This window comes from Undibacterium sp. Ren11W (genome assembly GCF_049340485.1).
Taxonomy (GTDB): Bacteria; Pseudomonadota; Gammaproteobacteria; order Burkholderiales; family Burkholderiaceae_D; genus Undibacterium.
In genome coordinates, this window is the sequence record NZ_JBMPPB010000001.1 from 1,355,120 (window position 1) to 1,380,840 (window position 25,721).

Annotated in this window: 36 protein-coding genes; all 36 read right to left on the reverse strand. The window is 53.6% G+C overall.

Annotation, left to right across the window (positions count from 1 at the left end; genetic code table 11):
• Positions 1–251: 251 nt before the first annotated feature.
• On the reverse strand, positions 252–803 hold the full coding sequence (locus tag ACO0K8_RS05955; protein WP_422945696.1) for a hypothetical protein: 552 nt from the start codon (positions 801–803) through the stop codon (positions 252–254).
• A gap of 92 nt (positions 804–895) precedes the next feature.
• Entirely contained in the window at positions 896–1,687 is a 792-nt protein-coding gene (locus ACO0K8_RS05960; RefSeq protein ID WP_422945697.1) for a DNA adenine methylase, read from the reverse strand.
• Positions 1,635–1,844, reverse strand: coding sequence for a Com family DNA-binding transcriptional regulator (locus tag ACO0K8_RS05965; RefSeq protein WP_422945698.1), 210 nt, complete (start codon positions 1,842–1,844; stop codon positions 1,635–1,637). The genes ACO0K8_RS05960 and ACO0K8_RS05965 overlap by 53 nt, the downstream gene beginning before the upstream one ends.
• A gap of 133 nt (positions 1,845–1,977) precedes the next feature.
• A complete protein-coding gene (locus ACO0K8_RS05970; RefSeq protein ID WP_422945699.1) occupies positions 1,978–2,262 on the reverse strand; it encodes a hypothetical protein in 285 nt (94 codons plus the stop codon).
• A complete protein-coding gene (locus ACO0K8_RS05975; protein WP_422945700.1) occupies positions 2,259–2,642 on the reverse strand; it encodes a hypothetical protein in 384 nt (127 codons plus the stop codon). The genes ACO0K8_RS05970 and ACO0K8_RS05975 overlap by 4 nt, the downstream gene beginning before the upstream one ends.
• Before the next feature lie 12 nt (positions 2,643–2,654).
• Entirely contained in the window at positions 2,655–3,182 is a 528-nt protein-coding gene (locus ACO0K8_RS05980; RefSeq protein ID WP_422945701.1) for a hypothetical protein, read from the reverse strand.
• Positions 3,182–3,499 carry a hypothetical protein gene (locus tag ACO0K8_RS05985; protein ID WP_422945702.1) on the reverse strand — a complete coding sequence of 106 codons (318 nt, stop codon included), beginning with the start codon at positions 3,497–3,499 and terminating at the stop codon, positions 3,182–3,184. The genes ACO0K8_RS05980 and ACO0K8_RS05985 overlap by 1 nt, the downstream gene beginning before the upstream one ends.
• Positions 3,500–3,508: 9 nt before the next feature.
• On the reverse strand, positions 3,509–3,757 hold the full coding sequence (locus ACO0K8_RS05990) for a hypothetical protein (RefSeq protein ID WP_422945703.1): 249 nt from the start codon (positions 3,755–3,757) through the stop codon (positions 3,509–3,511).
• A gap of 2 nt (positions 3,758–3,759) precedes the next feature.
• Entirely contained in the window at positions 3,760–4,293 is a 534-nt protein-coding gene (locus ACO0K8_RS05995; protein WP_422945704.1) for a putative phage tail protein, read from the reverse strand.
• On the reverse strand, positions 4,290–5,345 hold the full coding sequence (locus ACO0K8_RS06000) for a baseplate J/gp47 family protein (protein ID WP_422945705.1): 1,056 nt from the start codon (positions 5,343–5,345) through the stop codon (positions 4,290–4,292). Before ACO0K8_RS06000 ends, ACO0K8_RS05995 begins: the two co-directional genes overlap by 4 nt.
• A gap of 20 nt (positions 5,346–5,365) precedes the next feature.
• Positions 5,366–5,749 (reverse strand): phage GP46 family protein, encoded by a 384-nt coding sequence (locus ACO0K8_RS06005; RefSeq protein WP_422945706.1) that lies wholly within the window; start codon positions 5,747–5,749, stop codon positions 5,366–5,368.
• Positions 5,749–6,318 carry a phage baseplate assembly protein V gene (locus ACO0K8_RS06010; RefSeq protein WP_422945707.1) on the reverse strand — a complete coding sequence of 190 codons (570 nt, stop codon included), beginning with the start codon at positions 6,316–6,318 and terminating at the stop codon, positions 5,749–5,751. Before ACO0K8_RS06010 ends, ACO0K8_RS06005 begins: the two co-directional genes overlap by 1 nt.
• Positions 6,318–7,454: a phage baseplate assembly protein gene (locus ACO0K8_RS06015; RefSeq protein WP_422945708.1), complete on the reverse strand. Its 1,137-nt coding sequence runs from the start codon at positions 7,452–7,454 to the stop codon at positions 6,318–6,320. Before ACO0K8_RS06015 ends, ACO0K8_RS06010 begins: the two co-directional genes overlap by 1 nt.
• Complete coding sequence (locus ACO0K8_RS06020) at positions 7,438–8,832, reverse strand: DNA circularization protein (RefSeq protein WP_422945709.1); 1,395 nt, start codon at positions 8,830–8,832, stop codon at positions 7,438–7,440. Before ACO0K8_RS06020 ends, ACO0K8_RS06015 begins: the two co-directional genes overlap by 17 nt.
• A gap of 95 nt (positions 8,833–8,927) precedes the next feature.
• On the reverse strand, positions 8,928–10,970 hold the full coding sequence (locus tag ACO0K8_RS06025; protein ID WP_422945710.1) for a phage tail tape measure protein: 2,043 nt from the start codon (positions 10,968–10,970) through the stop codon (positions 8,928–8,930).
• 246 nt (positions 10,971–11,216) lie between these two features.
• The gene (locus ACO0K8_RS06030; RefSeq protein ID WP_422945711.1) at positions 11,217–11,522 is read right to left on the reverse strand and encodes a hypothetical protein; all 306 of its coding nucleotides are present in this window, start codon (positions 11,520–11,522) and stop codon (positions 11,217–11,219) included.
• 82 nt (positions 11,523–11,604) lie between these two features.
• Entirely contained in the window at positions 11,605–11,976 is a 372-nt protein-coding gene (locus ACO0K8_RS06035; RefSeq protein WP_422945712.1) for a phage tail protein, read from the reverse strand.
• Between the two features lie 49 nt (positions 11,977–12,025).
• Entirely contained in the window at positions 12,026–13,450 is a 1,425-nt protein-coding gene (locus ACO0K8_RS06040) for a phage tail sheath C-terminal domain-containing protein (protein ID WP_422945713.1), read from the reverse strand.
• A 2-nt stretch (positions 13,451–13,452) separates the two neighbouring features.
• Positions 13,453–13,707 carry a DUF2635 domain-containing protein gene (locus ACO0K8_RS06045; protein WP_422945714.1) on the reverse strand — a complete coding sequence of 85 codons (255 nt, stop codon included), beginning with the start codon at positions 13,705–13,707 and terminating at the stop codon, positions 13,453–13,455.
• Positions 13,708–13,756: 49 nt separating this feature from the next.
• Positions 13,757–14,317, reverse strand: a complete 561-nt coding sequence (locus ACO0K8_RS06050; RefSeq protein WP_422945715.1) for a phage protein Gp37 — start codon at positions 14,315–14,317, stop codon at positions 13,757–13,759.
• Positions 14,317–14,751, reverse strand: a complete 435-nt coding sequence (locus ACO0K8_RS06055) for a gp436 family protein (protein ID WP_422945716.1) — start codon at positions 14,749–14,751, stop codon at positions 14,317–14,319. The genes ACO0K8_RS06050 and ACO0K8_RS06055 overlap by 1 nt, the downstream gene beginning before the upstream one ends.
• Before the next feature lie 5 nt (positions 14,752–14,756).
• Entirely contained in the window at positions 14,757–15,002 is a 246-nt protein-coding gene (locus ACO0K8_RS06060; protein WP_422945717.1) for a hypothetical protein, read from the reverse strand.
• 87 nt (positions 15,003–15,089) lie between these two features.
• On the reverse strand, positions 15,090–16,046 hold the full coding sequence (locus tag ACO0K8_RS06065) for a phage capsid protein (protein WP_422945718.1): 957 nt from the start codon (positions 16,044–16,046) through the stop codon (positions 15,090–15,092).
• A gap of 101 nt (positions 16,047–16,147) precedes the next feature.
• A complete protein-coding gene (locus tag ACO0K8_RS06070) occupies positions 16,148–16,525 on the reverse strand; it encodes a capsid cement protein (RefSeq protein ID WP_422945719.1) in 378 nt (125 codons plus the stop codon).
• Between the two features lie 77 nt (positions 16,526–16,602).
• Entirely contained in the window at positions 16,603–17,751 is a 1,149-nt protein-coding gene (locus ACO0K8_RS06075) for a peptidase (RefSeq protein ID WP_422945720.1), read from the reverse strand.
• Positions 17,752–18,041: 290 nt separating this feature from the next.
• A complete protein-coding gene (locus ACO0K8_RS06080) occupies positions 18,042–18,560 on the reverse strand; it encodes a phage virion morphogenesis protein (RefSeq protein ID WP_422945721.1) in 519 nt (172 codons plus the stop codon).
• A gap of 176 nt (positions 18,561–18,736) precedes the next feature.
• Positions 18,737–19,963: a phage minor head protein gene (locus tag ACO0K8_RS06085; protein ID WP_422945722.1), complete on the reverse strand. Its 1,227-nt coding sequence runs from the start codon at positions 19,961–19,963 to the stop codon at positions 18,737–18,739.
• Positions 19,960–21,441, reverse strand: a complete 1,482-nt coding sequence (locus ACO0K8_RS06090) for a DUF935 domain-containing protein (RefSeq protein ID WP_422945723.1) — start codon at positions 21,439–21,441, stop codon at positions 19,960–19,962. The genes ACO0K8_RS06085 and ACO0K8_RS06090 overlap by 4 nt, the downstream gene beginning before the upstream one ends.
• A 57-nt stretch (positions 21,442–21,498) precedes the next feature.
• The gene (gene terL / locus ACO0K8_RS06095; RefSeq protein WP_422945724.1) at positions 21,499–23,118 is read right to left on the reverse strand and encodes a phage terminase large subunit; all 1,620 of its coding nucleotides are present in this window, start codon (positions 23,116–23,118) and stop codon (positions 21,499–21,501) included.
• A gap of 3 nt (positions 23,119–23,121) precedes the next feature.
• Positions 23,122–23,370: a hypothetical protein gene (locus ACO0K8_RS06100; protein ID WP_422945725.1), complete on the reverse strand. Its 249-nt coding sequence runs from the start codon at positions 23,368–23,370 to the stop codon at positions 23,122–23,124.
• Between the two features lie 4 nt (positions 23,371–23,374).
• Positions 23,375–23,875 carry a DUF1804 family protein gene (locus tag ACO0K8_RS06105; RefSeq protein WP_422945726.1) on the reverse strand — a complete coding sequence of 167 codons (501 nt, stop codon included), beginning with the start codon at positions 23,873–23,875 and terminating at the stop codon, positions 23,375–23,377.
• 3 nt (positions 23,876–23,878) lie between these two features.
• Positions 23,879–24,082: a hypothetical protein gene (locus ACO0K8_RS06110; RefSeq protein WP_422945727.1), complete on the reverse strand. Its 204-nt coding sequence runs from the start codon at positions 24,080–24,082 to the stop codon at positions 23,879–23,881.
• Complete coding sequence (locus tag ACO0K8_RS06115; protein ID WP_422945728.1) at positions 24,079–24,381, reverse strand: hypothetical protein; 303 nt, start codon at positions 24,379–24,381, stop codon at positions 24,079–24,081. The genes ACO0K8_RS06110 and ACO0K8_RS06115 overlap by 4 nt, the downstream gene beginning before the upstream one ends.
• Positions 24,371–24,601, reverse strand: coding sequence for a TraR/DksA C4-type zinc finger protein (locus tag ACO0K8_RS06120; protein ID WP_422945729.1), 231 nt, complete (start codon positions 24,599–24,601; stop codon positions 24,371–24,373). The genes ACO0K8_RS06115 and ACO0K8_RS06120 overlap by 11 nt, the downstream gene beginning before the upstream one ends.
• Positions 24,594–25,142 carry a hypothetical protein gene (locus tag ACO0K8_RS06125; protein ID WP_422945730.1) on the reverse strand — a complete coding sequence of 183 codons (549 nt, stop codon included), beginning with the start codon at positions 25,140–25,142 and terminating at the stop codon, positions 24,594–24,596. The genes ACO0K8_RS06120 and ACO0K8_RS06125 overlap by 8 nt, the downstream gene beginning before the upstream one ends.
• Complete coding sequence (locus ACO0K8_RS06130; protein WP_422945731.1) at positions 25,139–25,660, reverse strand: transglycosylase SLT domain-containing protein; 522 nt, start codon at positions 25,658–25,660, stop codon at positions 25,139–25,141. Before ACO0K8_RS06130 ends, ACO0K8_RS06125 begins: the two co-directional genes overlap by 4 nt.
• Positions 25,661–25,721 lie beyond the last annotated feature (61 nt).

The window sequence follows — 25,721 nt, forward strand, 5'->3', positions numbered from 1 at the left end:
TCGGGATTCTCAAGAACACACATTACTGACCTCAGTGTAACGCCGCGCCGATTTTGGCACTCATTTGCAGCTTATTTGGCGCTGAACACCTCGGCATTTTTGCGGGTTATTTGTCCCTCTGGCGTTAAAATTGGCACAGGGAGCGTATTAGGTTTAACGCTGCTTTGAGGTGGATGAATTAGCGGGCATGGCACTTGCGTTAAAAAGGGGCTAGCCGCCCCTTTGTTTTGTCTAGATCATTGATTGCCAGTTCAATTCTTTATATATGCTTCAGGCTGATCGAGAACGCTATATGTCCACTCAAGACCATTTGGAAACTGAACCGCCACGACTTGACCACCTTTTAACGTGGCGTTTTTTCTGATGACGATTGCTTGTTGTGCTGGTTGATCCAAGCACTTTAGAACATTGTATCCCTCTGCCTGTATATGGCTGCAGGGCTGGAAACTAAAAATCACTTCCGCATTCTTATCAAAACTGGTTTCAAAAGAGCCTACAGGATATTCTCGGGTCACAATTGCACTACTACGATCATTCATTAAAATATTCGTCGACATCGCTGATTTGTGACTTAACGCTGATTTGTACATCTGAGCTTGTTGTGCAAAGTGCTGATATTCTGACACGCTACCAGCTCCGAATATTTGCTTTCCGTCTTGAGTAATGCGATCAGATTCCCCTACATACCTGGGAATTGGTTTGCTTTGTACAGAAGCAGGTGTTGATGCGCAGGCACTTAACGCTACTACAGCCATTACCAAAGCCATTTTTGGAAGTGAAAATTTAGTCGGGATAAAATTCATTATTGCTTTCTTTTAGATAAATTGCAGGAGTCGAGTGCCATTTGGGCTATTTATTATAGTGTCATCAAATGGCTTTTATATAATATATTCGATCAGAACAGGCTGTCCATGATCGTCGGCTCCCAGTTCAATATCACCAGTTCCTTACTGGTTTCAGGCTGGCCGTGGGTGTTTGATACGCTGTATTTGATGTCCAAGCCCATCATGTGCAGACCGTTAAATGCTTCCCTGATGGCTGGATGGTCGTTGATGCTGACCATGACTTTGCCTTTGCAGGTGCGCATGAAGTCGGCCATTTGTTGGTATTGCTCAAAGCCGAAGTCAACGCCATAGCCTTCGGTTTCCCAGTACGGTGGATCGCAGTAGAAGAAGGTATGCGGCCTGTCGTAGCGCTTCATGCAGTCTTGCCAGGTGAGGTTTTCTACGTAGGTGCCGGACAATCTGAGGTGGGCGGCGCTTAGGGCTTCTTCTATGCGGCATAGGTTGATCGGTGAGCCTGTGGTGGCGGTACCGAAGTTTTGGCCGCTGACTTTGCCGCCGAAGGCGTGCTGTTGTAAGTAGTAGAAACGGGCAGCGCGCTGGATGTCAGTAAGAGTTTCCAGCGGTGTGTCTTTCTGCCATTTGAAGATTTGGCGGCTGCTGATCGCCCATTTGAATTGCCGGACAAACTCTTCCAGGTGGTGCTGTACCACTCTGTATAGGTTCACGAGTTCGCCGTTGATGTCATTGATGACTTCGGTGGCCGCTGGGAAGGGGCGCAGGAAATACAGGGCTGCGCCACCGCAAAACACCTCTACATAGCATTCATGTTTTGGGAATAAAGGAATCAGTCTATCGGCTAAGCGGCGCTTGCCTCCTAACCAGGGGATGATGGGGTTTGTCATTGTTGATTGCTTCTAATGACGCTCCTGGGCGTTCTGGTGTGGCGCTCTCGGCGCTCAACATATTTAACGTGCGGCATCGTGGGCATTTGATATTGAGCCTGCGATAGTCGCCTTCACCTAGCTTTTTATGGCAATTGCCACATCGTATTTCCTGCATTTAACGCCCCTGTGCTAAGATTCGCCGCCTCCGTACGGGGTGGCAGAGCCTTGGTTTGTGCGCAGGTACTGACTGCAATCGAACGACCAGAGTGATGTTGACGCATCGCCTTGGTCGCTCTGTTCTTTTTAAATCAACTACCTTCAGATTTAACGCAATGCCGCTTATCTAGGCGATCCAGCAAGTGACATAACAAACACCAGCCACGCCTGCCTTCCTGTGTCCCTCTGTAGGCTCTGCTACTGATCGTTTCATCTTCGCTGCCACCCGTGGCCGCGTTGGCTAACTGGTCGTAGGAAACGGCAATGCGCCAGGCGCGTGGGCTACCCACGATGATGGCCAGCAGCATCCAGACTGAAGCAAGAACATGCGCCACCTGGCACAGCAAGAACAGGGCAAAAAGTATTAATCGGCTCATCCTGTAAATGCCTCTCTTGGTGTAATCGCGTTCGTTAGGATTTCAGTGACGCGTGTTGAGGTATAGATGCCCGCCGTTTTCATTAAATTGAGTCCGGCGATTACCTCTGGGTCAGTCAGATCAATACAATCCGCCGTTAGTACCTTGTCTCTGTAAATTTGTACTTTGACGTTGCTCTGTGCCAGCGTGTAAATCGCCTCCAGCTCATCGCCCAGTCGAATTAGATAGGCAAGCCGCGTGATTTTAGTGTTGGGCACAACTACGGGAATGACATCTACAGCCAGGCGGTAGGTGCCTGACGCGTAGTTCGCTGTCATATATTCTGCGCTGGCCAAGATGGTGTTAATCACATTCGCACCGTTTAAAATTTCGTATCTCATTTTGTGCGCCTCTTAATATTCAACAATGACCACGCCGCCGCCTTCGATGGCGGTGCCGCCGCCGATCCCATACGGAAGAGAAGGAAAGCCGCTACGAGCTGGGCCATAAAAACCAACCTTCGCACCGTTACCAGTTGAGTCTCCCTTGGAAAGCAGCGTTCCTGTTGTGCCAGAGCCGCCAGAGTTCCAGCCAGAAGTGGCGGCACTACCATTGCTGCCGCCACCTGCATCGACCAGATAGGCTCCCGTTCCGAATGACGAAACGCCACCTGGCTTAGCGCCAACAACAATGTTGATGTTGCCGGACGGTGGGGTCACTATCGCCGATGCAGCGCCAGCACCAGCGCCGACGGACGATGCCGCGTCATTACCCGCACCGGCGATCACATACACCCTTACTTGTCTTCCATCGCTGACAAACGTGCCGGATGAAGTGAAAATTTGCCGTATACCGGAGCCGAATACAGGTACACCAGGGATGAGCGGTGCAATGACGGAGGTTGCACCAGGCGCAGGCGTGGCGGTGACATAGCGTCCCATTAAGCTGGCTCCTCAAAGCCGTGCGCACGGGCGGAAACTGTTGCCAGTACCGTGCGCGCCCATATCTTCTCACCGGCAGAAACGGCGATGCCTGTGCGCTCCAGTACGCCAGGCCCAGGCAGCGGTGTTTCGTACTCCAGATAATCCGTTACTGCAGGCGCTCCGCCAGTGCCAACGGCAATTCGTACGGTGGTGGGCACCGCACCTCGGTTGCACAGACTAATATTCACGGTGGCCAGCTTAAGCGCTGGGCATGTGTAAAGTAAGGTATCAACGCCAGCGCCAAGATCCGCCGAACCTAATTTTCCTGAAGCCATAAGTAGTCCTTAAAATTGTCCAAAAAAGTAACGTTTTGGCTTGCTCTCGACAAAGGCAAGGCGAGCCAGCATATGCAGTAATGCCTGGTAGAGCTGAGTGTTATCAAGCGGATCTAAAACCAAGGATTCCGCTTCGATCACAAAGGCAATTTCTTCCTGAGTTGAGTTCAAGAACGCCGCTGTCACCGCCGTGCCCTGGATTTGATTGAATGGGTCTCCATCATGAAACTGATGATCGGTAGTGTTTATTCTTTGCATGGTTAATCTTCCAAATCGACAAAGGAAAAGGCGGCTTTAAAATTATCTAACCAGGCACGTACCTGGCTGCGATTGGCCGCTGAGATGACTTGGCCATTACGGCGCAAACGCACCCGCCAATACCAACAGACTGCCGGAGGACTGTAGATGCGGTCACCGCAACGATTGACGCCTGCGAAGAAGCCACGCGGCTCGTCAATGATGACGGTATAGCCTGCTTGCTCCAGCAGCGACTGGAAGTAGGCTTTTGACAGGCCGCCTGTTTGCAAGACCTTGGCCGTCAGCCGCGCCTGGCGCTCTGCAATAGTGGTCGCCGTCATCAAGCCCTGATCTGGCAAGCCGTAGACCCGCTCCCAATCCGACAAGAGTTGCACTGTAGTGCGCGGATCAATCTCCAGCAACATGGCCATAACACTGGCTTGGAAGGCATCAAGTTGATTCGCTTCGGCGCTTAACTCGGTACTCAGGAACTGCGCGGCCTTGTCATAGGCGACAGGCGGGAGTAGCAGTTTTAAAAAATCAATATGCGTATTCATGAGAGCGTGACTGTCCCCATGGTGGCGAGTTGAATATGCGTTGCATCGATCAAGGTGACGACGCTAGTCGCGGGACTAGTTAAGTTCACGTCGGTGACACCTGAGACATCGGTAATGCTGGCCAGAATGCGGCTGCGCATTACGGTGTCGCCAGGCTGGAGGCTGGCAATATAGGCCGTTAAAACATTTAACACGCTAGCCTGGACATCGGCCAGTACGACACCGGATAACACCACAGTGGCGACAACGTTAATGGTGACCAGTGTAGGTGTGGAGACCTGGCAATCGCCGCCCGCTGGATTGACGGTTTCTATGTAGTCTCTGACAGTGTTTTGCAGTACTTGTGGCGCAGGAATGCCGTTTGACAAAATCGCCACGTCGGCAGTACCGACACCGCGCCGTAGCGGATAACACCACGCGGCGCTCACGCCTGGCACTTCCAAAGCCCAACGGCGATAGTCAAATTTATTGCCGCCAGCCGGAGGATGACGCAAGCGATCTAAAAGACGTGACAGCAAAGAAGCGCTGGTTTCGATGTCGCTGCCAGATAGCATGGTGACAATCAGGGCAGCAGATGAAACGCCTGCAGGCGCAGAGGTCAAGGTTAGTGCAGTATTGGCCGCCTGATTCCCTACCAGGCCTGTGGCGCTGGCGACTGCGGCCAGCGTGATACTGCCGCCTGCCGCAATGTTGCCGGATGCGGTAGTCACATAGGCTTGACCATCGAGCGATTTACTTTCTACGCCCACATTGATGGTGACGCCTGGCGTACCAGTAAAAGCAATGCTGCCCGTCGCCGCTGTTGCTGGTTTTAAGCTCAAACCATAGAGCGAGGCATACTGCAGCAAAATATCGTCGTCTGCGGTATCGGGCATGATCTGGCGCGACATCCATGCCTGGTATTGATACAGACCTTCGACGGCAGCCGCAGAGGAATTGGCGCGCAAACGAAAATCGGAATCAGCCCCGACCACCGCCTGGGGATTCTGATTGACGATGTCGCGCAGTATGCCATCGCGGATTTGTTCAAAGGTTTTTACACTAAAGCTCATGTCGATTCCGGCGAATTAATTTATATAACTTTGAGTGGCAATTGAAAGCTTTTGATTTCACCTGAAGCTGCTAGGATCTCAATAGACAATTGATGGCGGCCAGCGGCAGAGGCATCTTTAACGCGGGTTACGCCTACTGTAATGCGCAAGGCGCGGCCATCGTCAAGCAGCGGTTTTAACGCCGACTCGGAATACTGTTTGGCCAGTACCGCGATGCGCGCCACATCTTTTTCACGCTGCAATTCATGCAGCCGACTTCCTAATAATGGGTCAGCCCAATAGCTCCCTAGTGGCACCATCAAGCGCAGGTAGGCGGCATTGGCCAAGCCTGCCATGGGATCGCGCACGGGCGCACCATTGACGACCTGGTAATCTTGTTGAAGTGGGTCGAGGTAGATATCCATCACATCGGCGCATCTGGGGTGGGAGTGCTGCCATGGTGGTGACCGTTATACGCGGCACGCATACCCGCCATTGACTTGCTGGTGTGGTCGCTCACATCACCAACGGCGACGATGCTGCCGTCGACATTCAGATTGCCGGTGAGATGGGTGACAGGTGTATCGATGGTGACGCTGGGCGTATTGGTAATGCGCACGGGCAAACCTGCACCTTTGATGACGATGCCCTGGCGCGTTAATACGATGGACTGACCCAGGTCATCATACAAAGCGACCTCGCCCGTTTTTAACGCCTTTAAGCGATATTTGACATGCTCAGTCGCAATGATGATGCCGTGCGCAGTCTTGCCACCCAAGGGCAGTACAATCATTTGTGTCTCGGGCAAAGGCACCGAGGTAAAACCGTAGTGCTGCATCAGTTCGTTATCCTGCAGCTGCTCGCCAGCCATACCATCGGCTTGCACCAGTTGGATAGGTGTACCGCTTTCGGTCTTGGTCAGCACGGCGCGAAATGCCAGGCGCACCCTAGAAAACGCTTTATGAATGGCGCGGTTAACGATCTCGTGATTCATTACACGTCATCCATATTAATCACTTCACCCGTGAGCGCATTTTTGCCACGGCGGTGTTTGCGCTTGTGTGGATGTGCTTCCACCACCCATACGCCATCTTCTTTTAAGGTCAGTTCTGTGGTGGTGCCTGTTCCTCGGCTGCGCAAGAACTTGCGCGCCATGATGAAGTACACGGCATCGACGCCGATCAAGTCGGACACCACCCGCACGCGCTGGCCTGGTGCCCACAAGCTGCCATCGCCTGGCTCACCTGGCGCGACTATCCTATGACCTTGCACGGTAATTTGCATTTCAAAACCTTTTAGACGCGAGTCGCCCATCAGTTTGGTGGCGCGCTCCTGGCATAGTGTTTGGGTGTCTGTTTCGTGATCGATGACGATCTTCGGGCGTGGCCAAAAAATGCCAGAATCCTTGGCAACGCCTTTGAAATTATGTTTTCCGCCTTCGCCATGAGTTGCATGGGTTTGACCTAACACCGTGATCTCAGAAAAGCGCTCGGCGATGTTGTCGGTACGGCTGATGCTTTCAACGTTGCTGCCGTCCGTATTGCAAATCAATACTGCCACCGCAGGCGTGCTGTAATCAGGGCCACCTACGACCAGCGTGCCGTCTGGATCAAACCACGGCCACAGCCCCTCGGCTTCTGCTGAATTGCGCAAGATCTCCCAGGCGGTGTCGCCTGGCTCTACGTTGATCTTTTCGCGGGTGCTGGTAGTTGAGGTCGTTTGCAAACGAATTTTAGTGATGCCCAAGGGGCGCACTATCGACGCGATGATTTCTTGCAAGGTGGCCATCTTGCGCACAAAGATGGGGGCTGAACAATCCACCAGTTGCGCCGCCATGTCACGCCCAGACAATTGATAAGTGTGGTTGCTCTTGCGGATGATGTGTTTGATGCTATCGATACGCCCTGTTAAAACACAGTCATTACCTACGCGCATTTCAATCTCGGCACCTGCGACTACATTCGATGGCATGGCCGCACTTCCGGTGGCGATCACGCATTGCCAGGCATCTGCAGGGATCAGCAGATCGGAGTCAATCTCGTAAGCCTCCCAGGTGGAATGCGCCTGGCCACCGATCAATAAGGAGACGATCTCATTGTCCTGTACCGCGTAATCATTTTGCATAGGCATTGAGCTTGTCTCCTGTGCTGATGCTGTTCGGCCTACGCAAATTGTTGAGACGTTGCAGCTCCAATGATCTGGCGTGGTTGCCATACCAGAGATGGGCAAGGAGGCGCAGCGGTGCGGGGGAGTCGACCAATCTGACTGTCAAAGGTGGACGTGCATTAAGGATGCTGCGGCCAGACTCTTGGGCGGTGAGCGCCAAAGTCTTTAAGGGTTCTGTGATGGCTCGCGCTTGCTCGACGTTGTAGCGCGCTCTGACCGATGTAATAGCATTATTGACGGAGGTACGGATAGTGCTAACCAGTTGTTCCACCTGACCAGGCGTTAAATGTGGCTCAGCCGATTCCGATGCCATGACCGTGGCCAGCACATGGGATTTAACGACCGCAGATTGCACCTTGAAGTAGGTGGTTAAGACTTGCGTATCTAATGTGCTTTGTGCTGCCGACACCAAATAGGTGGACGACGCTGGTATGAATAAGCCCGCGCTGCCAGAACCTGAACCAGCCCCCGCGCCTGCGCCTGGAATAACAGACGGCGTTAAACTGATGGCATTGGCCGTCGTGGTCGCTAACCATGCCTGATAGCTGGCAGGTGGATTGTTGGCGCTGGCGACGACGGGCACTAAAGAAGAGGTAGATAATAAGCGGTCAACTTTATTGAAACTGCTAGTCGCAAAGTTTTGCAAATACTCCAGTTCAGTCGGCACGATATCGACCATGGATTGGCAAGCTGAAGTCACGTCGGCCACAAAACCCAGCACGTTACGGATAGGATCGCTGATCGATGTGACTACTCCGTGTACTTCATTATTGACCGTCAGTAAAAAACTTACCGCTTGCTGGCGCATAGCGCCAATGCGGCTGAGCGCTTCCATAGAACCACCGTTAGCAGCCGTTTCGATTTTGTTGCACTCGGCGGCTAGCACTGCAGCATTGGCCGCCTCTACATTATTTGCAGCCGCATCGACGGCATCGGCTTTTTGACTTGCCAGATTGCGGTCAAAGAAAGGTTCGGCGGTGACCGACTCTTCAAATTCGATACTGATTGTGCAGGAATCAGGTGTGTCTGCTACGTGAGAAGTGCGATAGCTGCTGACCTGCATTTTTTGCATGACACCATACACAGGATGCACCAGAACGCCAGCGCCGCGCATATCAAGCGCGATCAGGAATTCTTGCAGACGCTGTTCATAGTCATCGCCAAAGAAAATCGCTTTGACTGAGACCTTGCGGGCTTCGCGCCCCATGTCCTCTACGTCCGCACCATCCGTGTACGGATAAGCGTGCCGTGCTAATGCGCGTGTCGCTTCGTCATCGACGGATAACATGTCGAATTCAATAGTGCGAAAGCTCGCTGGTAGAAGATTATTTGCCCAAGTCATGCGCGCAGCTTACGCGTGCGCACGTAGGGCTATAAGGTGGATGGGGTTCGGTGGTAGCGGCTGTTACGCTTAGCGGGAATGCTTAGTCGCGTAACCTAGTTGCGCAAAGATTGACGTTGATTACTGCGGTCTATTTCTGCTGCGATATTGCCGTTTTCTACGGTAATTTTAACGTCTAGCGGAATCGATGCGAAACGGCGCTCCGCCTCTATCGATTCACGCGCTTCCTTGCTTCCCATCGCAGCCATGGCGATGGCGATGCTGCGCCCGATGGCGTCGGCTAATGCTGTCCCTTCGATGGCCTTATTGATCAAGGAACCGACACCGTAACCAGCCGCTCCGGCAGCGGCCACACCACCTGCAGCGACCAGCGGCGCTCCAGCGATAAAACTGCTGGCTGGCATGGAGGCTGCGAAAGCGCCGGTTGTTAGAAGTCTGGTCAAGGCACCTCCAGTCGAGGCCATGATACGTGAAAGGATGCCGCCACTTGCGGCAGCGCCAACGACACTACCCGCCCCGCCTTTGGTCAAGATGCTGGCCAAGCTGGCAGCACCAGCGGCAGCGGCCAATGCAGTCAGCGCCGTGGTGGCCACGCTCATGGCTGCGGTAAAGGTCGGGTACTCACGCGACGAAGCGATCAAATGGTCGAGCACTGACTTGAGTGGACCATCGAGTGCGCTAAAACCTTTGTAAGCAGCGATTTCGCTTTCCTGTTCTTTTTGCTGCTTTTTGAATCCGACTTCGTTGGCCATGACTGCAAAATTCTTGTCTGTCGTACCGTTAGCCAGTTTAGTTTTACTTTCTACATTCTTGACGTATTCGCTGTTGTTCATCATAGCGACCAGTGCCATCAAGGCTTGTCTATCCTGGATCAATTTGCCAATCACTGAACCTTGCAAAATATCTGCCTGTGATTCAAAGTTGGCGCGTGCATCGTCGCCTTTTGCACCTGCGGCACCCTTGCGCAAAGCTTGATATTTTTTATCCTTGCCCACCGTCATATCGGTAAGGCGCACGAACGCATCCAGCGAATCTATCCCCTTTGTACGCGCTGCAGCTAAAGTGCCTGGTAAATCTATCCCCAGTTTCTGGGCATCTTTGGCGGTGTCCTGGCTGTTGATCTTTGCCAGCAAATTGACCAGGTTATTACCCGCTTCATCCTTAGTCCCCGCCGTGATGACGGATGCCTGGTTGGCCGCGAGTATCTTGGCCAGGCCATCGATACCAGACAGTCCAGAGAGGCGACCTGCTGCCATTTGCTGAGGCAACCACTTAGACATATCCTTTAACTCGAAACCGCCTTCCTGTCCTGCCGTGGTGGCCATGTCAAAGACTCTGGGAATATCCTTGGCGCCAATCTTAAAGGTCGCCATCGCCCTTAATGCGATATTAGCTAGCTGCGTAGGATCAGCGCCAGAGGCCGTGGCTGATTTGGTAATGCTAGGCAGCAAGGCCATTGCATCTTTAACGCTCATGGTACCTGCCGCAATCAAAGTATCCAAGGTGCTGGCAGCCTGGTCGCGGGTGCCGCCGCCTTCCCGCACCGACTTCTCTATCGATGTGTTAAGTTCTGTCTTGCCTGCGATGCGGCCTTCCTTGTCACGATCAGAAAAAGCGGTGTTAGCCATGCCAGCCAAACGCATACCGAAGTCCATGGTCTTGTTGAGCGGTTCGGCGACGATGAACTTGGCCGCTGCCGCACCAGCGAAGGCACCAGCGGCGAGCCGCCCGGCTGTTTTTAACTTGTCTAGGGCGGTAGTAGTTTTTTCAGCTTCATGACCGGCGCGGCGCACGCTATCGGCCAGTTGATCACCTGGGCGCTGGCGGCTTAACGTCCAGATTCGACCTAACAAGGCGTCGTAGGTACGACCCAGCACTGTGGTACTACCCTCTAGCTTATTTGTGCTATCGATGAGACGCTCGAAGGTGCTGCGGCCAGTATCACCGGTTTTCTGTTGTTGATGCCCCAGGGATCGGTTTGCTAGTTCTATTGCACGAGTGCCGTCAATCAGCCGGGTGGAGGTACTTTTGCCGACATCGGCAGTGTGCCGCAGATCGTCTTGTAACTGAGAAAGGCCGGTCTTGACCTCATTGCCACGCCAACGTAAGACCATGGCAAGTTCTAAATTGGCGCTCATAACAGATCCTACTTTACTGAGGTTGGTGGAGTGATTCCAGATGCTGCTTTTATTTTTTATTACGGCGCAGACGCGATTGGCTAATGTGGGTCGTGGTTCCGGCTGGCGCAATTTCCGCATTATTGCCAGCGTTTGGCGGCGCAAGGTGGTTGATGTGCGAGTGTAGTTCCGCCTCGCTCATGTCTATCACCGACTGCGGGTCAAATCCCGCCCGTCCAAGCAGGATTTGCGCCTGACGAACCCACTTTATGGCTTGCTCTGCGCCGAGAGCTTTTTTTCAACCTCGTCGATGGCGTCGGTCAATGCACCATAATCTTTATCACACAGACCAAGCACCAGGTCTGTACCGTGCGCCTCTGGCGGAATGCCATCGAATGTCACCTGGCGCGCCTCAATCGCGACACGCAGACGCGCTTTGGAGCAGCCCGCGCCCAGCTCTTCTATCGATTCTATGCTATCGCGCACGATTGCCGGACGGACGGTAAAGTCTTTGATGAGCTTGCCATCGAATTCGATACCAATGGATAAAGCAGTTTTAACGGTAATGGTCATAGTCACTCTAATGAGGTTTAATGAGAATAAATGTAGAAATAAATGCCGTGCGAACGCGGCATTTATTTGCCTACTCGATTGTTTACTCGACAACCTTACGCAAGGCAGACATCGACAATTCCTGCATGGCCTCGCCATCGACCTTGTATTTCTTCCCAATCTCTAGCGTGAAACAGTCGAGATAGCTGGTACGTGCGCCGCCGCCGACTGGGTAGACGGTGATCTTTGCCCCCACGATGGACACCCAATCCAGATCACCAGTGACAGGGATCACGGCTGACACCTTGATCGTGATTTCGCTGATGCCTTTGGAATAGCCGCGTGGCCGTCCGGTCTTGTTCATCGTTTTAACCAGCTTGCGGCCAGTCTTTTCGGAAACATCTAAGGATTCGATGTCGATCTCCTGACCATCGACCTCCATCACGATGCAGCCTTGATATTCTGTGAGTGCCATGTTTCAGACTCCTATTCGTTTGGTAAATTCGTTTAATTAAACAATTTCGTTACAAGATCAGGTCAATACGACCACCGAAGACATGCAAGCCATTGACGACATCGGTAGGTATCTTGGCGTTGAGACGGTTGGGATCTTGGCTATCGCGCTCAACGATCAGACCTGGTTTCCACTGTTCGACGTTTTCTATGATTTCCAGCTCTTCCAGTTTGACCATGACATCGAGCAGCTCGCTACGCACTTTGTCTGCCGTGCGCGCAGAGAGCTTGTCACGCGGGAAGCGCAGCGAGATGCGTTCACGCATGGTCTTGCGTACGTAATCCAGAGTGCGGATAGTCGTGATATCGAGCATAGAAATATCGGGGATGCCATTGGCATCTAGCGTGTAGGTGGTGATCGCACGTACTACCTGCACCTTGTCACCTGGGCCAATCTCAAAAGGTGTTACGCCATTGACCAGCGCGTTTTCTTGCTCGGTGCGAGACAGGCGATTGGCCAGCGGGATGATGCCTATACCTTTTAACGGCAAGGTATTTAACGGGCGGGCTGGATCTTCTTCCGAGGATGCCATAGCGGCAAATGCTGCCGCCACTTCAAACGGCAACGACAGTGTAGACGGCGTTAAACCTAGGCAGATACGACCGCTATTGACAGTGACCGCCAGCGTTGTGGATTGGGCGAGTGTGCCAACATGGCCAGCATAGCCAGTGACACCACGCTGCTCTAAGGCACCGGAGACGCTATCAAGGTGGTTGCGCAAGGTTTGCAAATTGGTGGTGTCGTTAAAAGCCGTGGCAATAATCGTATGTCCTGCGGTGAAGACGGCGGCCAATACTGCTGTCAGTACAGGATCTGTGACACCTGCCGACATCGCCCCTACGGCGGATGCGATACCTGCGGCATTGGTCACTACGGTAGAGACCTTAATCTGATTGCCCAGCGTGCCTTTGTTTTTGGCGGTCAATGTGACCACACCTACGGCAGCGGCAGCCGTGACCGGAATATCAGGGCGTGCAGTGATGGCGGCAACCAAACTAGCGGCGACGATGGTTGGCGTATCGGAAGCGGCAATCGCGACGTTGACAATATCGTTGGCGATATAAGCGGTCAGCACACCGCTGGCGGTGGCAGCACCAGTAATGGTGACGGTGCCAGCCGCTGCAACACTGCCGCCAGCATCATCGACAGCAATAGCTTGCAGCGCAATGTAGGGGTAAGTGCTAATGGCCGCGCTGGCCATCATGTGTAGTTGCGAACCGTAACCGAAATATTTACCCGCTTCGGCATCGCTGAATAGATCCGTCAACACGCCCGCAGCCAGTGTGCCAGCGGCAGTACGTTGACCGATCAAGAGCACTTTTTGCGCGTTGGCGGCTAAGGTGCGGACAGCAAGCGCGGTGTTGAATTCAAAATATTTACCTGGCTTGCGAATCGACGATGGAATCGTCGCAAAAGAGACATTAGGACTAGACATGCTTACTCTCCGGTGGATTTAGAGTTGCGGGATTTTTTGCCATCTGCTGCAGGTGCAGCATCAACAGTGGCGACGCTCGCAGCGGTCTCTGCTGCCGGAGTTTCTTCCAGCAGTACTAAATCACCATCCGACAGGCGGCGCTGGTAGTAGGTGCTGTCCGGCACGGAGACTGTCTCTGCATCGGTGATATAGCTGCGTGGCTTATCCTCCATAGGGACAGACAGGCCAGAGGCTGCTTTGACTTGTAGTAGTTTCATTGTTACTCCTGGTGGTTGATTCGATTGCACATTCATTGCTGATCAATATTTATAACGGGCGCTGCACCAGATCGCTGGCATCGGTCAGGTCATCGCCTGGCTTGATTCGATAATTCAGTCCGATGCGCAATAGATCAGTCTCAGTCTCTGGCGCTACGGTTTCGATATACTTGGTATGCCACTCCTGGGCAAACACAGCTAAGCCGTTACCGCGCATTTTTGTGTTGTAGAGTGTACGCACTGCGCCTGGCCGCAAGTGGTCAATGGCTAAGCCCAAATCTTGCATCAGCAGTAGTTGTTTAACGTCGCGCAGGATGCGGTACACGCCGACCTCGTTACCTGGGCCATCGTGGCGCGTGGTTTCTTCACTGCGGACACTGCGGGCACAGCACATGACGGCAAAACTGGCAGGTGTCATGAAGCGTTTTTCGCCCGTCTGCACGGGCTTGCCCGATCCGGAAAACGTCACCCATACCGCTGGCAGTGTGCGAACCACGTCAAAGGTATCGTCATCAAACTGCCCGCCATAACTCTCTACCGAACGCAGGTAATTTAAGCCAGCTGCAGCTTTGATGGTGGCGATGATGGCGGTTTCGATAGCGGCTAACATCAATATCCCGACATGCTGTCAACGTTAAACTTGCGCGCACCTGCCGCCAGACGTACTGCATTGCCCGTGGCAGAGACACCGCCGACTACCGCGCCATTCGCATCGACACCTAAAGGGATCTCACCGCGACCCGCCATGGTTAAATATTTGATCGCCTGGTGATAGCGCGCCTGGATGTCGTCGGTGCAGGTGACCTCAGTACCCGTCAAACGATAACGGGCAATGTCGCAGGCGTAGCCCACCAGCACCGCTGGCACGACGGCAAACGGCAAGGTGTAGCGCCCCGCCAGATAGCCTGCGATTTCGGCATCGGCAGCAGTCAGACCTTGCTGCAACACAGCGTCATTGATTGCGCCGGTAAAGTCACGATCTGTCAGCGCGATGACCTCTCGGTCACCGAAGCGGTTGCGCATGTCGGATTTGCTGGCGAACATTATGCTTAGACTGGCTCGTCAGTGTCGACAGGGTCAGTGATCGCACCGCAGGTAAGCAAAGCTGTGGCCTGCTTGTCCGTCAATGCGATGACTGCGCCGATTTCATAAAGTTCATCATCGTGGTTGATGACAACATTGACGATGTAGCGCTTCGTATCGGCTGCCTGGTTCATTTCTGTATTCACGTCGGCGGACGAGGTATTGCTCTTTGCCAGCGCTGGTGCTTTATTCTTGGGTTGCGTGGTTGCCATGATGGGCACTCCTTTAGGTATTGAAGATCAGTGCGGGCGGTATTTGGGTAAATGCCGCCCGGTCTTTGGTCTTGGCCGGACTAAGGGTTAAGGGATGATGTTTTGGAAGTAGTAACCCACATCCGGCGCGCAGATCACTTCTTTGACCGACTCACCAGAACGAATACGGATACCTCCGCGCAGCCCTTTGGTTGGCTCCGGGATGTCGCCTGCGATACGGGCACCGAACTGGGCGGTGAACCCGAAGGTAGGCTGACCAGACATGGCCGCCTGTGTATTGGAGTAGATCAATGCTGCATTCTTACCCCAGGCGCGTTGATAGGACGCGACCTGACCTTTGCGAGCAGTATTGACGAAGGCGGAACCGATACAGATTTCTTCCAACTCCAGCAATTCTGCCAACTGTTCACGCGAGATGGTACCGGCGCTTTGCGCAGACTTGTAGACAGCTTGCACCACTTTAGGATGCTGACGCAATGCCGTCCAGCCCAAGCGACCAATCACGAGTTTATTCGGGCGTACCAGCGGTGTATCCAAAGCAGCTAGCAAGGCACTTAAAGGATTGCTATTGACGTAATCGCTCCATTGCGAGGTGCCTGACAAGGTCTGCTGTTGACTGCCCAGGTAGTTGGCAGTATTAAATACGGTAGACGCGACGCGTACTTCACGATCCAGCAGGATCAAGTTGGTGAGCAGCATGGTGCTGATCGCTTTTGGATCTATCGGGCCACCTGTGGCGGGCTTGGGCATTGCGTTGAAAGCCTCTATCTCGCTGTTAGGAATTAAATCGTCCAGACCATAATCGGCACACTCATCGGTGACATCTGTACCGCCGAAGTCGACCATATTGGGATCAGACTTACGGCCTACCTTGGTCGACGGGACGGTATAACCTTGCGCCGCATCGTACTTGGTGTACTTGAATTTCATCGCCGTCGGTACGCGGGGTAAGGCGGAGTCGGCGATCAAGGAATCGGCGCTGTTTCTGTATGCAATCGCGATAGCGGATAGCTCAGGGTTAATGGGAAAGCCAGTTGTGGACATAAAGTCTCCTGATTAAAAAAAGGATGGGCGTTACTAACTAAATAACTAACTCAAGCGATACAAACAATGATGTGCCGCGCCTGAAAAAAACTCTGAATCTATTAACCCTGGATCTGGCCGATGGATTGCATGATGCGGATCACGTCACCAGCAGCGGTTGCCGTTTCTAATGCGCGGCCTGCTACGGAAGCGTTCACACCAGCTGCAGGTGCGGCAGCAATACCGCGCCCGGTAGCATCGGCAGTGATAAAGGCACCTCGGGTAATCGCTGCACCGGCTTCGACGTAGGCAATTTCTGCCAGTTGCACATCGCAACGCTCGCCAATGGCGGCGGCAATGTCGGTGGTGGTGCCGATCAAGGCATCGGTGGAGGCCGTGGCTAGCGTGATGCGATCATCGGCAGTGCCAGGCTTGACCAGGCGAAAGGCGGGAATGGCAACGTCAGCGACATAGTTCTTGGCTAATTGCAGATTGGACATGAGTAACTCCGAGTAAAAATGAGTGATTGTGGATTGCTGTATTGCGGTACTTGCGGCGCTCGCTCAGGACTTAGCGATTACGCCTGGCGCACAATGTGCGCGACTGCTTCGGCAGAACTGATCGTCCGGCCTGCCTTTTGCTCGGCTTCCTGGAACTCGACTGCTTTGCGTGCAAGTGCAGACGGATCTTCGATATCGACAATGCCTTTGCGCACACCAGCTGCTTCGCCGAAGTCAACAATCTTGGGTTGTGCCTGGAGTAGTACCTTGAGTGCATCGGCGAATGGCAAAGTCGACTTCTTCGCACCTTCAGAAAATTCGACTACGGCATCTGTATTTGTCGTCACGCTTGTACTGAGGCCGTTTAACAGAGCGATAGCATTGTCTTTTTGAGCTGGGTGCAACTGCGCACTGGCGACTAGCTGTTCGCAGAAGGATGCATTGCCTTGGTGGCGTTGTGCTTCTTCCTGGCTTGCCAAGGTGGCGCTACGTAGTGCGACTTGATCTGCTTCGGTTTTAAGGCGCAGGTTTTCTGCCTGCATGGCGGCGATTTGTTCTGGTGTCATGGATGCTCCTGTGGGTAAAACTGCTGGGTCTGAAAAGGAAGGCGTAACAGTGGCGGCATCGATCTCAGTTTCCTGAGTGCGGATTTCGTCGGATGTGCGTTGCAGCTGATCGATTTGCCAGTTGGGAATGAGCTGGTCGGCTTTGTCGGCACCGTCTTTGCCGATTACGTATTCCCGCAAGGCGCGGAACATGCCTGCCAGATTCGACCAGCTGTAACTTTGCTCATTGAAGTCGAACGAAACTATTTTTTCATCTGCCTCGTTAAATTCAGGATTGCGCAAGCCTTTGACCGCTGGTGGCTGTGCGCCCAGGAAGCCGACATGGCGCAAGTAGTACACACCTGGCACGGGATTGCTCGGAGACTCAGGGTGATAGAAGCTTGCCGAGATTTTTTTGAAACGCCCATTGCTGACCATCTCAGAGAAGTCGGGATCAATTTGGTCTGGCTCGGCCTGGATGACGCCATCGGCAAATGCCAATGACTTGACCCAGCCATAGGCAGGCAGATCGTGCTTGGGATGCCCTACGACTATCGGCGCTTCATGCGTTGCCGGATTGTAGGCGGCTACCATGGCGCTCACGTCTGATTCAGAAAAGTTATAGGCATCGCCACTTGCTGCGATGTGCTGACCGGGTTTGAATATTTGGATAGGTTTCATGTTGCCCATTGTGGGCAAATGAAATAAAGCAGTTAAGGCGGATAGGGTTCGGGGTGAGCTGTGGGGAGGTGCTTTTTTAGTCTAGCTGACATTGAGTACTAATGGCAAGAACGATGTTTTTACGCAAGTGCGAAGCGGTGTTGGCTTATTGCTTCGATTTAAACCGCGTTAAACCCCCGTTAAAACAAGCGGCGGCGCTTTTTTGGTAGTCTGGCTTAACTATGGCGTTAAAAAGCGCACTGCGGGGCGCACGTCGATTTTATATAAATCATTCCCGAATTACTCCCGAATTATTCACCAATCACGGATCGCAAGTAGATTTGCACTACCGATTCTATCGCGCTGACGGCCTCGGCTTGCAAGTTGCCATGACCATCCACTGGCAGAAATGGACGGGCTGGTATTTTTGATCCAGGGTGATTCACCTTCTTGGCATAGCGGCCATTAAACTTGAGCGCCTTACCATTTTTAGCAGCGATGACATGCGGCTTGGTTTGTCCGCCGAACTGGTGAATGGCGGCGTACACCACGTTGCTACCAATAGTGGCGCTGGTATCGGTATGACTTCCGACTATGGAATCACGCAGGCGGCCTGTGTCTTGCAGGATCATGCCGCCTTTGCGTTTATCTGATGGCTTTTTCAGCCCCAACCAGTGCGGCCTGCCTTGGGCTAGGAAGTTTTGTGCGGTGACGCTGACCAGGGTGGCGGCGACGCTTTCCATGAGCAAGGCGGGTTGCGCTATCTTGCTCATGGCCTGATTTAAGGCTGCCTCAAGCTCTTTGCTATTGATATTAATGTCGGCAACCATGTTGAGTCCTTAAACAATTTTCTACATACCGTTTTTAATTCAGGCGCTATAATGGAGTTGACGCGGTAGAGCTATATTCGTCTGCTTTACCCAAGCCCCTGCGGCTTGATGAGGTAATCGGGGATGACGAACCGGCACCGCGTCTTTTCTATTGCAACGTTCCTAAAGCAATGTCTCTAGCGCAACTGCACCAGTTTCTTGCGCACCTGCCGCCCGGCATTGTCATCATTCGATTTAAACAGCGTTAAAAAATAATTCTCGCCACCGTCCTTGGTTCGCTTGAGTGCTGCCCGATATAGCACGCCATCTTCCGCCAAAAACACCAGCCTGGCATCGCCCTGTTGGTAGACCTCGCCCTTGTCGATGATGTCCGGTATTTTTTGATAGTCCGTTAAGCTGATTTCTGGATGCTTGGCGACATGACTTGCCAGTGATTCTGCCGAGAGATAGACCGTTTGGGTGAGCGCGCCGATGGCTTTCATATCTTCAGGCTTTAACACTGCCACCGGGAAGTTCTCTAGCGACGCACCGTTAAAGAAGCGCTCGAATGCAGGCCCTTTTAAGGCACCGCGCACGTATTGATGCGCTACCGGATAGGCGTACTTATTCAATTGCGGCTGGTAGGCAGCGAGCGCCTGGTTACTGCTCCAGCCCGGATCGGTGCGGAAAGCTCTATCCATTCCTGGTAACTTCATTTGTGTGACGGTGGCGGTACCTGCTTCAGGGTTGCGCTTGGAGACTGGCACCTCTACTTGCTTCACATAGCCACTGGAATCAGATAGGGCATGGCCTTGTGCATCCATATCGGTTTGCATCAGGTTAATGACGGTACAGCGGCAGCGAAAACCATTCGGTGGCCAGATGCTTTGCCATACCGTATCGTCATGTTTGAACACCCGACCATGCAGAGAACGGTGTGACGGACGGGTGCGTCCGTCCAAGATCGCCGTGTACATCCAGTAAGGATGCGTTAGCGTAGTGCGCTTGAACTGCGTGTACTTACCCGCCATGTAGGCGCTGCGCACGTTGCTATCAAAAATCAATTGCAAGCGCCGTGGCGAGCCGTATTGGATGGGCTTGGTTGAGTTTGGGTAAGTGGCCGTGATCTCGCCCGTCTTCGGATCTATCGCCTTACCCCACCAGCCTTTTTGCTGTAGCAAGGGTTTTAAGGTGTCTTGGAATTTTGCATAGGTTGTGCCGTTCTTTAACGCGTCTGTCAGCGCCGTATGGATGTCTTGCAAGACATCGAGCTTGTGGCAATTGGCAACGGTGAAAGTGCGCGCATGGGCTTCTTGCCAGATCTCTTGCCAGCCGCCGCTGGTTTGCAAGCCCTTCGCGCCCAGGAAGGCCATGGCACGCTCTGGCGGTAGGTTGAACGCGACCTTAACGTCTGTCGATTTCATCCGGCCTCGCCTACGATTTGCGCGACGAACTCGGCCTGACCTAGCAATTCGGTCAGCTTGTCGCTGTCCATCATGGGATAGGCTTCGGCGATTACGTTAAACGCAGCCTCAAACGAATCGGCCTTTTGTAAGGCATCGATCAGGGGCTGCAACAAGGAAGCGGCCAAAGGCTGCAATTTACCGGCAGCGCCATCGATGGTGGACGTGAGCGCGCCTTCTAAGGCAATTTGGCTTGCCAGGCGTGCGAGATCCGATTCGGCGAACTCAGCTAAGTCGTCGGCCAATGGCAGCGCGGTGGCAGGTTTGCCGAATGCCGAGGGCACCGGTTCCCATTCGCCGCCATAGGTCTCATGCACATATTTTAATGTGGGGCGATAGCCTATCGCGTAGATGTTTTTGTCGCGCTCAGACTTGGCCAGCAGATCGGTGGGTTCGTCGACAATCCGGGAAATGCGCGGCACGCCTGCGCCTGGCATGTTCAGATCGACCAGCCATTGCGCGATGCTGGCGTTTAATGTATCTGACAAGAGATCGGCATCGGCCTTAACCAGCTCTATCCTGACTTCTTTCTTGGTGATTGCAGCTGCCGCGATGGCTCCGCCGCCGCCTTTGCCACCACCACTGTCGCCCAGGATGATCTCTTCGATCTGCTCATCCATATAGCGCGCCATGCGCTCGTAGGCATCGCTGCCTCCGGTGCGCGAGGCTTCGAGAAACTCGACCAGCATGTTTTCTGGAATGGCAATCGAAGTCTCTTGCGCGATGGATTGCATCGCCTCCATCAGTGCATCGATATCGGACGCTGGCGCGCCTGAGGGATATTTGCCGACAGCAGTTGGGCTGGCGAACTTATCCAGAAACACCAGCCAGGCCGAAATGTCCTGGCGCTTGAAGAAGGCTGGCCAGAATAAACGGGTGCCCAAGCCAAGGCCGAACGGGCTACCGTCTTTGCCGCCAAAGCTGTGAATGATAAATTTACGCTCGGGCAGCGCCTCACCGACCATCAGGTTTTCCCAGGTCAGCATGCGTGGCTTGTAATCGAGATCAAAGGTAAAGCGCCGCGCATTGCGTGGCATGATGCGGTTGATCCCAAATTCTTTACCGTCCGGCTGCCAGACGATTTCGCTAACAGAAAAACCTTTAAGGATGGCATCTAGGGCATTGAGCGTGACGGTATCAAAGTTGATGCGCATGAGATTGCGCTTAACCATCTCTGCCGCTGCCTTGTCCCTGGCGCTGTTACTGGCGGGATCTACCTGCCATGGCCTGCCGATGACGGCTAGCTTGCGTTTTTGCAAGGCGGAGAATACTTTGGCATCGCGTTCGATCTCATCATAAATTTTCAGACCCTTGTTACCGCCACGCTGTAACAGGGTGTCGTCTTGCTGACGCAGTACGCTGGTGAAAAACGGGTGTGTGATGTCGCGCTGTACTGTCGCGATGACACTGGTGAGGGATGATTTGTCTACTGCTGTCATGGTGCGTCCTGTCTTGTTTTACACTGCGTTTAAAGTAGCTGCGAGCGGTAGCTACGATTAGCCATTCACATAATCGGACATGGCAGACCCGGTGCGGCGCTGCCCGCTGGAACGATGCTCAAAGCCCCCCATACGCGAAATGAAGGCCATCCACAACATGTGCAGCGCATCAGGGCCATCGTCATGATCGGCTTTGGGGAAGTGGCGCAGCTGCTCTATCAAGGTGTTTTGTGAAGGGTGCAGACGGATCAAGCCGTTTGCCATATGTGGCTGTAGCGTCTCTATGCGCAGCAACTTGTCTGAATGTGGGATCACGGCGGTGGCAGGCACGGGAATGCCTCTGGCCGCGCTACGCTTGACCAGCTCGGTACGCAGGAACTCCTGAAACTGGACGGTCTCGATTACCCACGAGACACAGCGGTATTCCAGCTGCAGGGCGATGATGTCTTCAATAATTCTATCGGGTAGGCGCTTGGCAATCTTGGCCTCGACTACGTCGAGCACACCAGTAAAACGGTTACCGCCGCCCACCAGTAAGGCGGAGGGATCACGTGACGCGCCATGCTTACCCAGGGAGGGATCGCAGGCACCGTAGAATACCCATTCATTGAGGCGATTGACCCAGAACTGGATGCAGTTAGCGAACGGTGCGTCATCACCACTGACCGGATCATTCTGCTGCTCTGAGTCGAAAGCGGCTCTACCGTCACGCGCCCGCTTGACCATGAGTTTGTAAAACGTGGTGCCACCCGGCCAGCAAATTTTAACGCCCAGCTCCATCTCTGGATGGCTGTCATGGAAGGCTTTGGCGACTGCCTCACCATCGTTTAACAGTAGTTCTGCCCAGCGATCCCATAAGTCCATGCGGGCTGGCCACTGCTCAACGGCGCGAAATTTAACGCCGCGCCAGAGCGGGTTTTGTATCAATCGGGCGAGTACGGAATCGTAATGCAGGATGGTGCCGATGATGAACACGTCCAGGCTATCGTCGGCATAGCCTAATGACAGCAAACTTTTTAACACCCAGGTCATGAGCTTGTCGCGTTGATCAGGGCTGCGCACGTTCTCATCATTTTCCAAATCGTCGCCGATCACCAAATCAGGACGATATGGGCCATGGCGACGGCCACGCACTTTTTTGCCGGAGCCGAACACTTCGACCTTGACATCATTGGCGGTGACAATCACGCCGACTTGCCAGACGCGGCCTTGCCCGGTAGCTTCCGGAAAATCCACCAACAAGCGCGGGTTAAACTCTAGCTCTGCCTTGATCGCTTCCAACATAGGCAAGGCTTGATCCAGCGCATCCATGACGATGAGGGGATATTTCTTGCGCCCGGTAACGATGCACCAGAGCGTGCCTATCTGCGTGATGATGGTGGACTTGGCATGGCCACGCGGGGCAGCTACCGCATCATGGTCGCCAATCTTGTTATCGACCACTTCCTGAAAGCGATCAAACAAGTAATCATGCACCGTAGCGGGCGTATGCTTGATGTAGTGCGGAAAATATGTTTGCGCGAAATAGCGAAACGAAGCCATGGCCTGCAAGCGCCGCTCCTGGCGCTTAGCTGGATCTGGATCAAAGCCATCGCACTCGGCCTCAATCGCCAGGCGCATGCCGGTGGCTAGTTGGGCAAGCTGTTCCTTGAATTCTTTTTTGGTGATCTTGGCCATCAGTTATTCATTTTCATCGTCTTCACTTGCTCGCGAGGGAATGTTTGCCACCAGCGCATGAACGGCACCAACGACGTCAACAATTTCAAACTCTCGACGCCCATCTCCGAGCGCGAACCAAATGCTGCGTATTGCAGTTTCCCATCGATCTTTGCGCACCACTTTCCCGTCAGCACGAAACTCGTAATCCTCTGGTTCCATCCCACGGAACTCCGGCATTCGGAAGTCCTCTTCGGTCACCGCTCTTTTCATTTTTTTACCCGTAAGCCTTGACCAGCTCATCGCCGAACGGCTCCAGCAGTTCGGCAAATGCGTTGGTGTGTTGTGGGTAGCGCTGGCGGACAAAGCTGGCCAGCTTTTGCACCACGTCCATTGCCGTGGCCAGCTCTGAAGTTTCGGGCAGGATGCGTTTTGAGGCCGAGACTGTTTTGTTAAACGCATCGGCCAGACTGGCGAGCAGCTGCACTTTGACGACAGGGTTGATGTTGGCATCGCGTGTCAGCTCATCCATGCTGCTTTGGTATTGCGTGACCAGACCGGCCAGCATTTGGCGACCTATGTCTTCAATGCTGCCACCAGCTAACAATTGCGCAGACTGGGCTTTGTCCCAGTTATCGCCTTTCTCGGCCGACTGTGACTTCCAACGGCTGGCAGTGCCATACGAGACACCACACTTTAACGCCGCCACTTCTAGTGACAGCCGATCAAAGACATAGGCGCGACGTACTTTGTCGCGGATTTCTGCTGGATGCGCCATTGCTTACAGACCCAACTTGATTTTTGCCGCCATGATGCCGCCAGCGACTATTGCGCCAGACAGGCCACCGGCAACGGCACCGTACAAAATAGCTTGCTTCTTCATACCCGCCAATTGGGAATCAATGCCGTCCACCTTGTGATCAATCTTGCGTAGCAGGCGCAATTCTTCGCTTACTTCTGTGGTGGTGTTGTTCTGGTTGCTCATTGCTTGTCGGCTTTCTTATCGAGTTTGTCAAAAATACGGTCTACCTTGGCTTCAATCTTGTGCATCGCCTCCATCATTTCCAGCCGCCCGTTGCTGATCTCTGACTTCTGTGCAAAGTCGCGGGCGCACTGCAATTGGTACAGATGGAACTCTGTGGCTTTCTCTTCGTGCTTTTTTTTAACGCTATCGATATCTGTCTGGAGGCGGCTAATCCAAAGCCTGACAAAGAAGCCCAGGCACAAAAGTAAGCAAGTAAAAACACCAACAATGATCTGCGCTCCGGAAAGATCAACGCTCATAGAAAGCTTTCTCGCGTTGCGTCTGGCAGCTGATACAGAACTGGCAACCCGGCATGGCAAGGCGGCGATTTAACGGTATCGGCTCAGCACATTCAGTACACTCTAGTGCGCTGTCTGAGATGGTCTTGCCAGTTAGATTCGCCCGACGTGCTTGCTCTTGCAGCGCCAATTTTCGGTCTTGCGCTTCCTGTTCGGAGGCGCGGTCAATAAAATCAGTCATGCGTGTTTTCTAATGAGGTGATAGGGCTTTCCCAATCGATCAAGGTGTCTAACCTGGCGCGGCAGACTTCGTACTGGGCTTTGGTGTCGTTGATCCAGCTGGCGACGTCGGTATCGGTGGCAATGGCGGCATCCGCTTTAATAGGCTTGCTGGCGGGCGTGGGCAGGGTTGCAACTTTAGCTCTTGCGACTTCATCGTTAAGCAGGCGCACAGTGGCACTGTTAAGGCAAGCATTGCCAGTAGTCGAACGTTTGATTTCATGTTGTTTCTCCAGTTTGGAAGTAGTCAAGCGTTGCTCGGTGGTGTCCAGGGCGACCTGTAGGCTGTCTGCCCGCTCATTGGCTGTCACGATGCGCTTAAGTGCGGCACTGGCCGCCTGCGCTACTTGTTCGCTATGTTCAGCTTTGAGCGTTTCGTTATCGCCCTTGGCCAGCGCTAACTCGCCCGCGTTAAACCAGCTGGTGAAAAAGCAGCCGAGCAATAATCCAACTGCAAGCATGGACAGTTGCGACCGATAGGTTTGAATGAGCAGGCTGATCATGTGGCCACCACGACTCTGCCCCAGGCGGCATAGCGCGGCTGGATTCGATTGAGAATGCGGTCTGGATAAGATAGATTTTCAGCGCAATGGACAGGGTTACGGCTGGCGCGGCCACAAGCGGCATCGATAGCGATCCGGTTAAATCCGGCGTTTGCTATGGCGGCTTCTTTTTGCCAATGACCGAGACCGCCGTTATAGGCGCGTAGCGTTGCCCATAGGCGGTCAAACTCTTCGCCACCACCGACGCGCTGGTAGAGCCATCGATCATAGCCAACCAGCGAGCGCATAGCCCAGACCGGGTTACTTGGCTGGCACTCGGTGGCGGACAGTTTATTTAACGCACACCACCACTGCGCCGTGGCGGGCATAAACTGCGCCATGCCAGTAGCACCAACGCTGGAGACGGCTTGCGAGTTCCATCCGCTTTCTTGCCGGATCTGTGCGGCAAACATCGGCACTGGGGCGTCTAAACCCCAAGCTGCATGGGAAATGCGCGTTAAATCGGCGCGGTGCTGCACGGCAGCGCGGGGTATCTCTTGCGCTTGAGCTGGACTGCAACATGTGATGACACAAGCCATT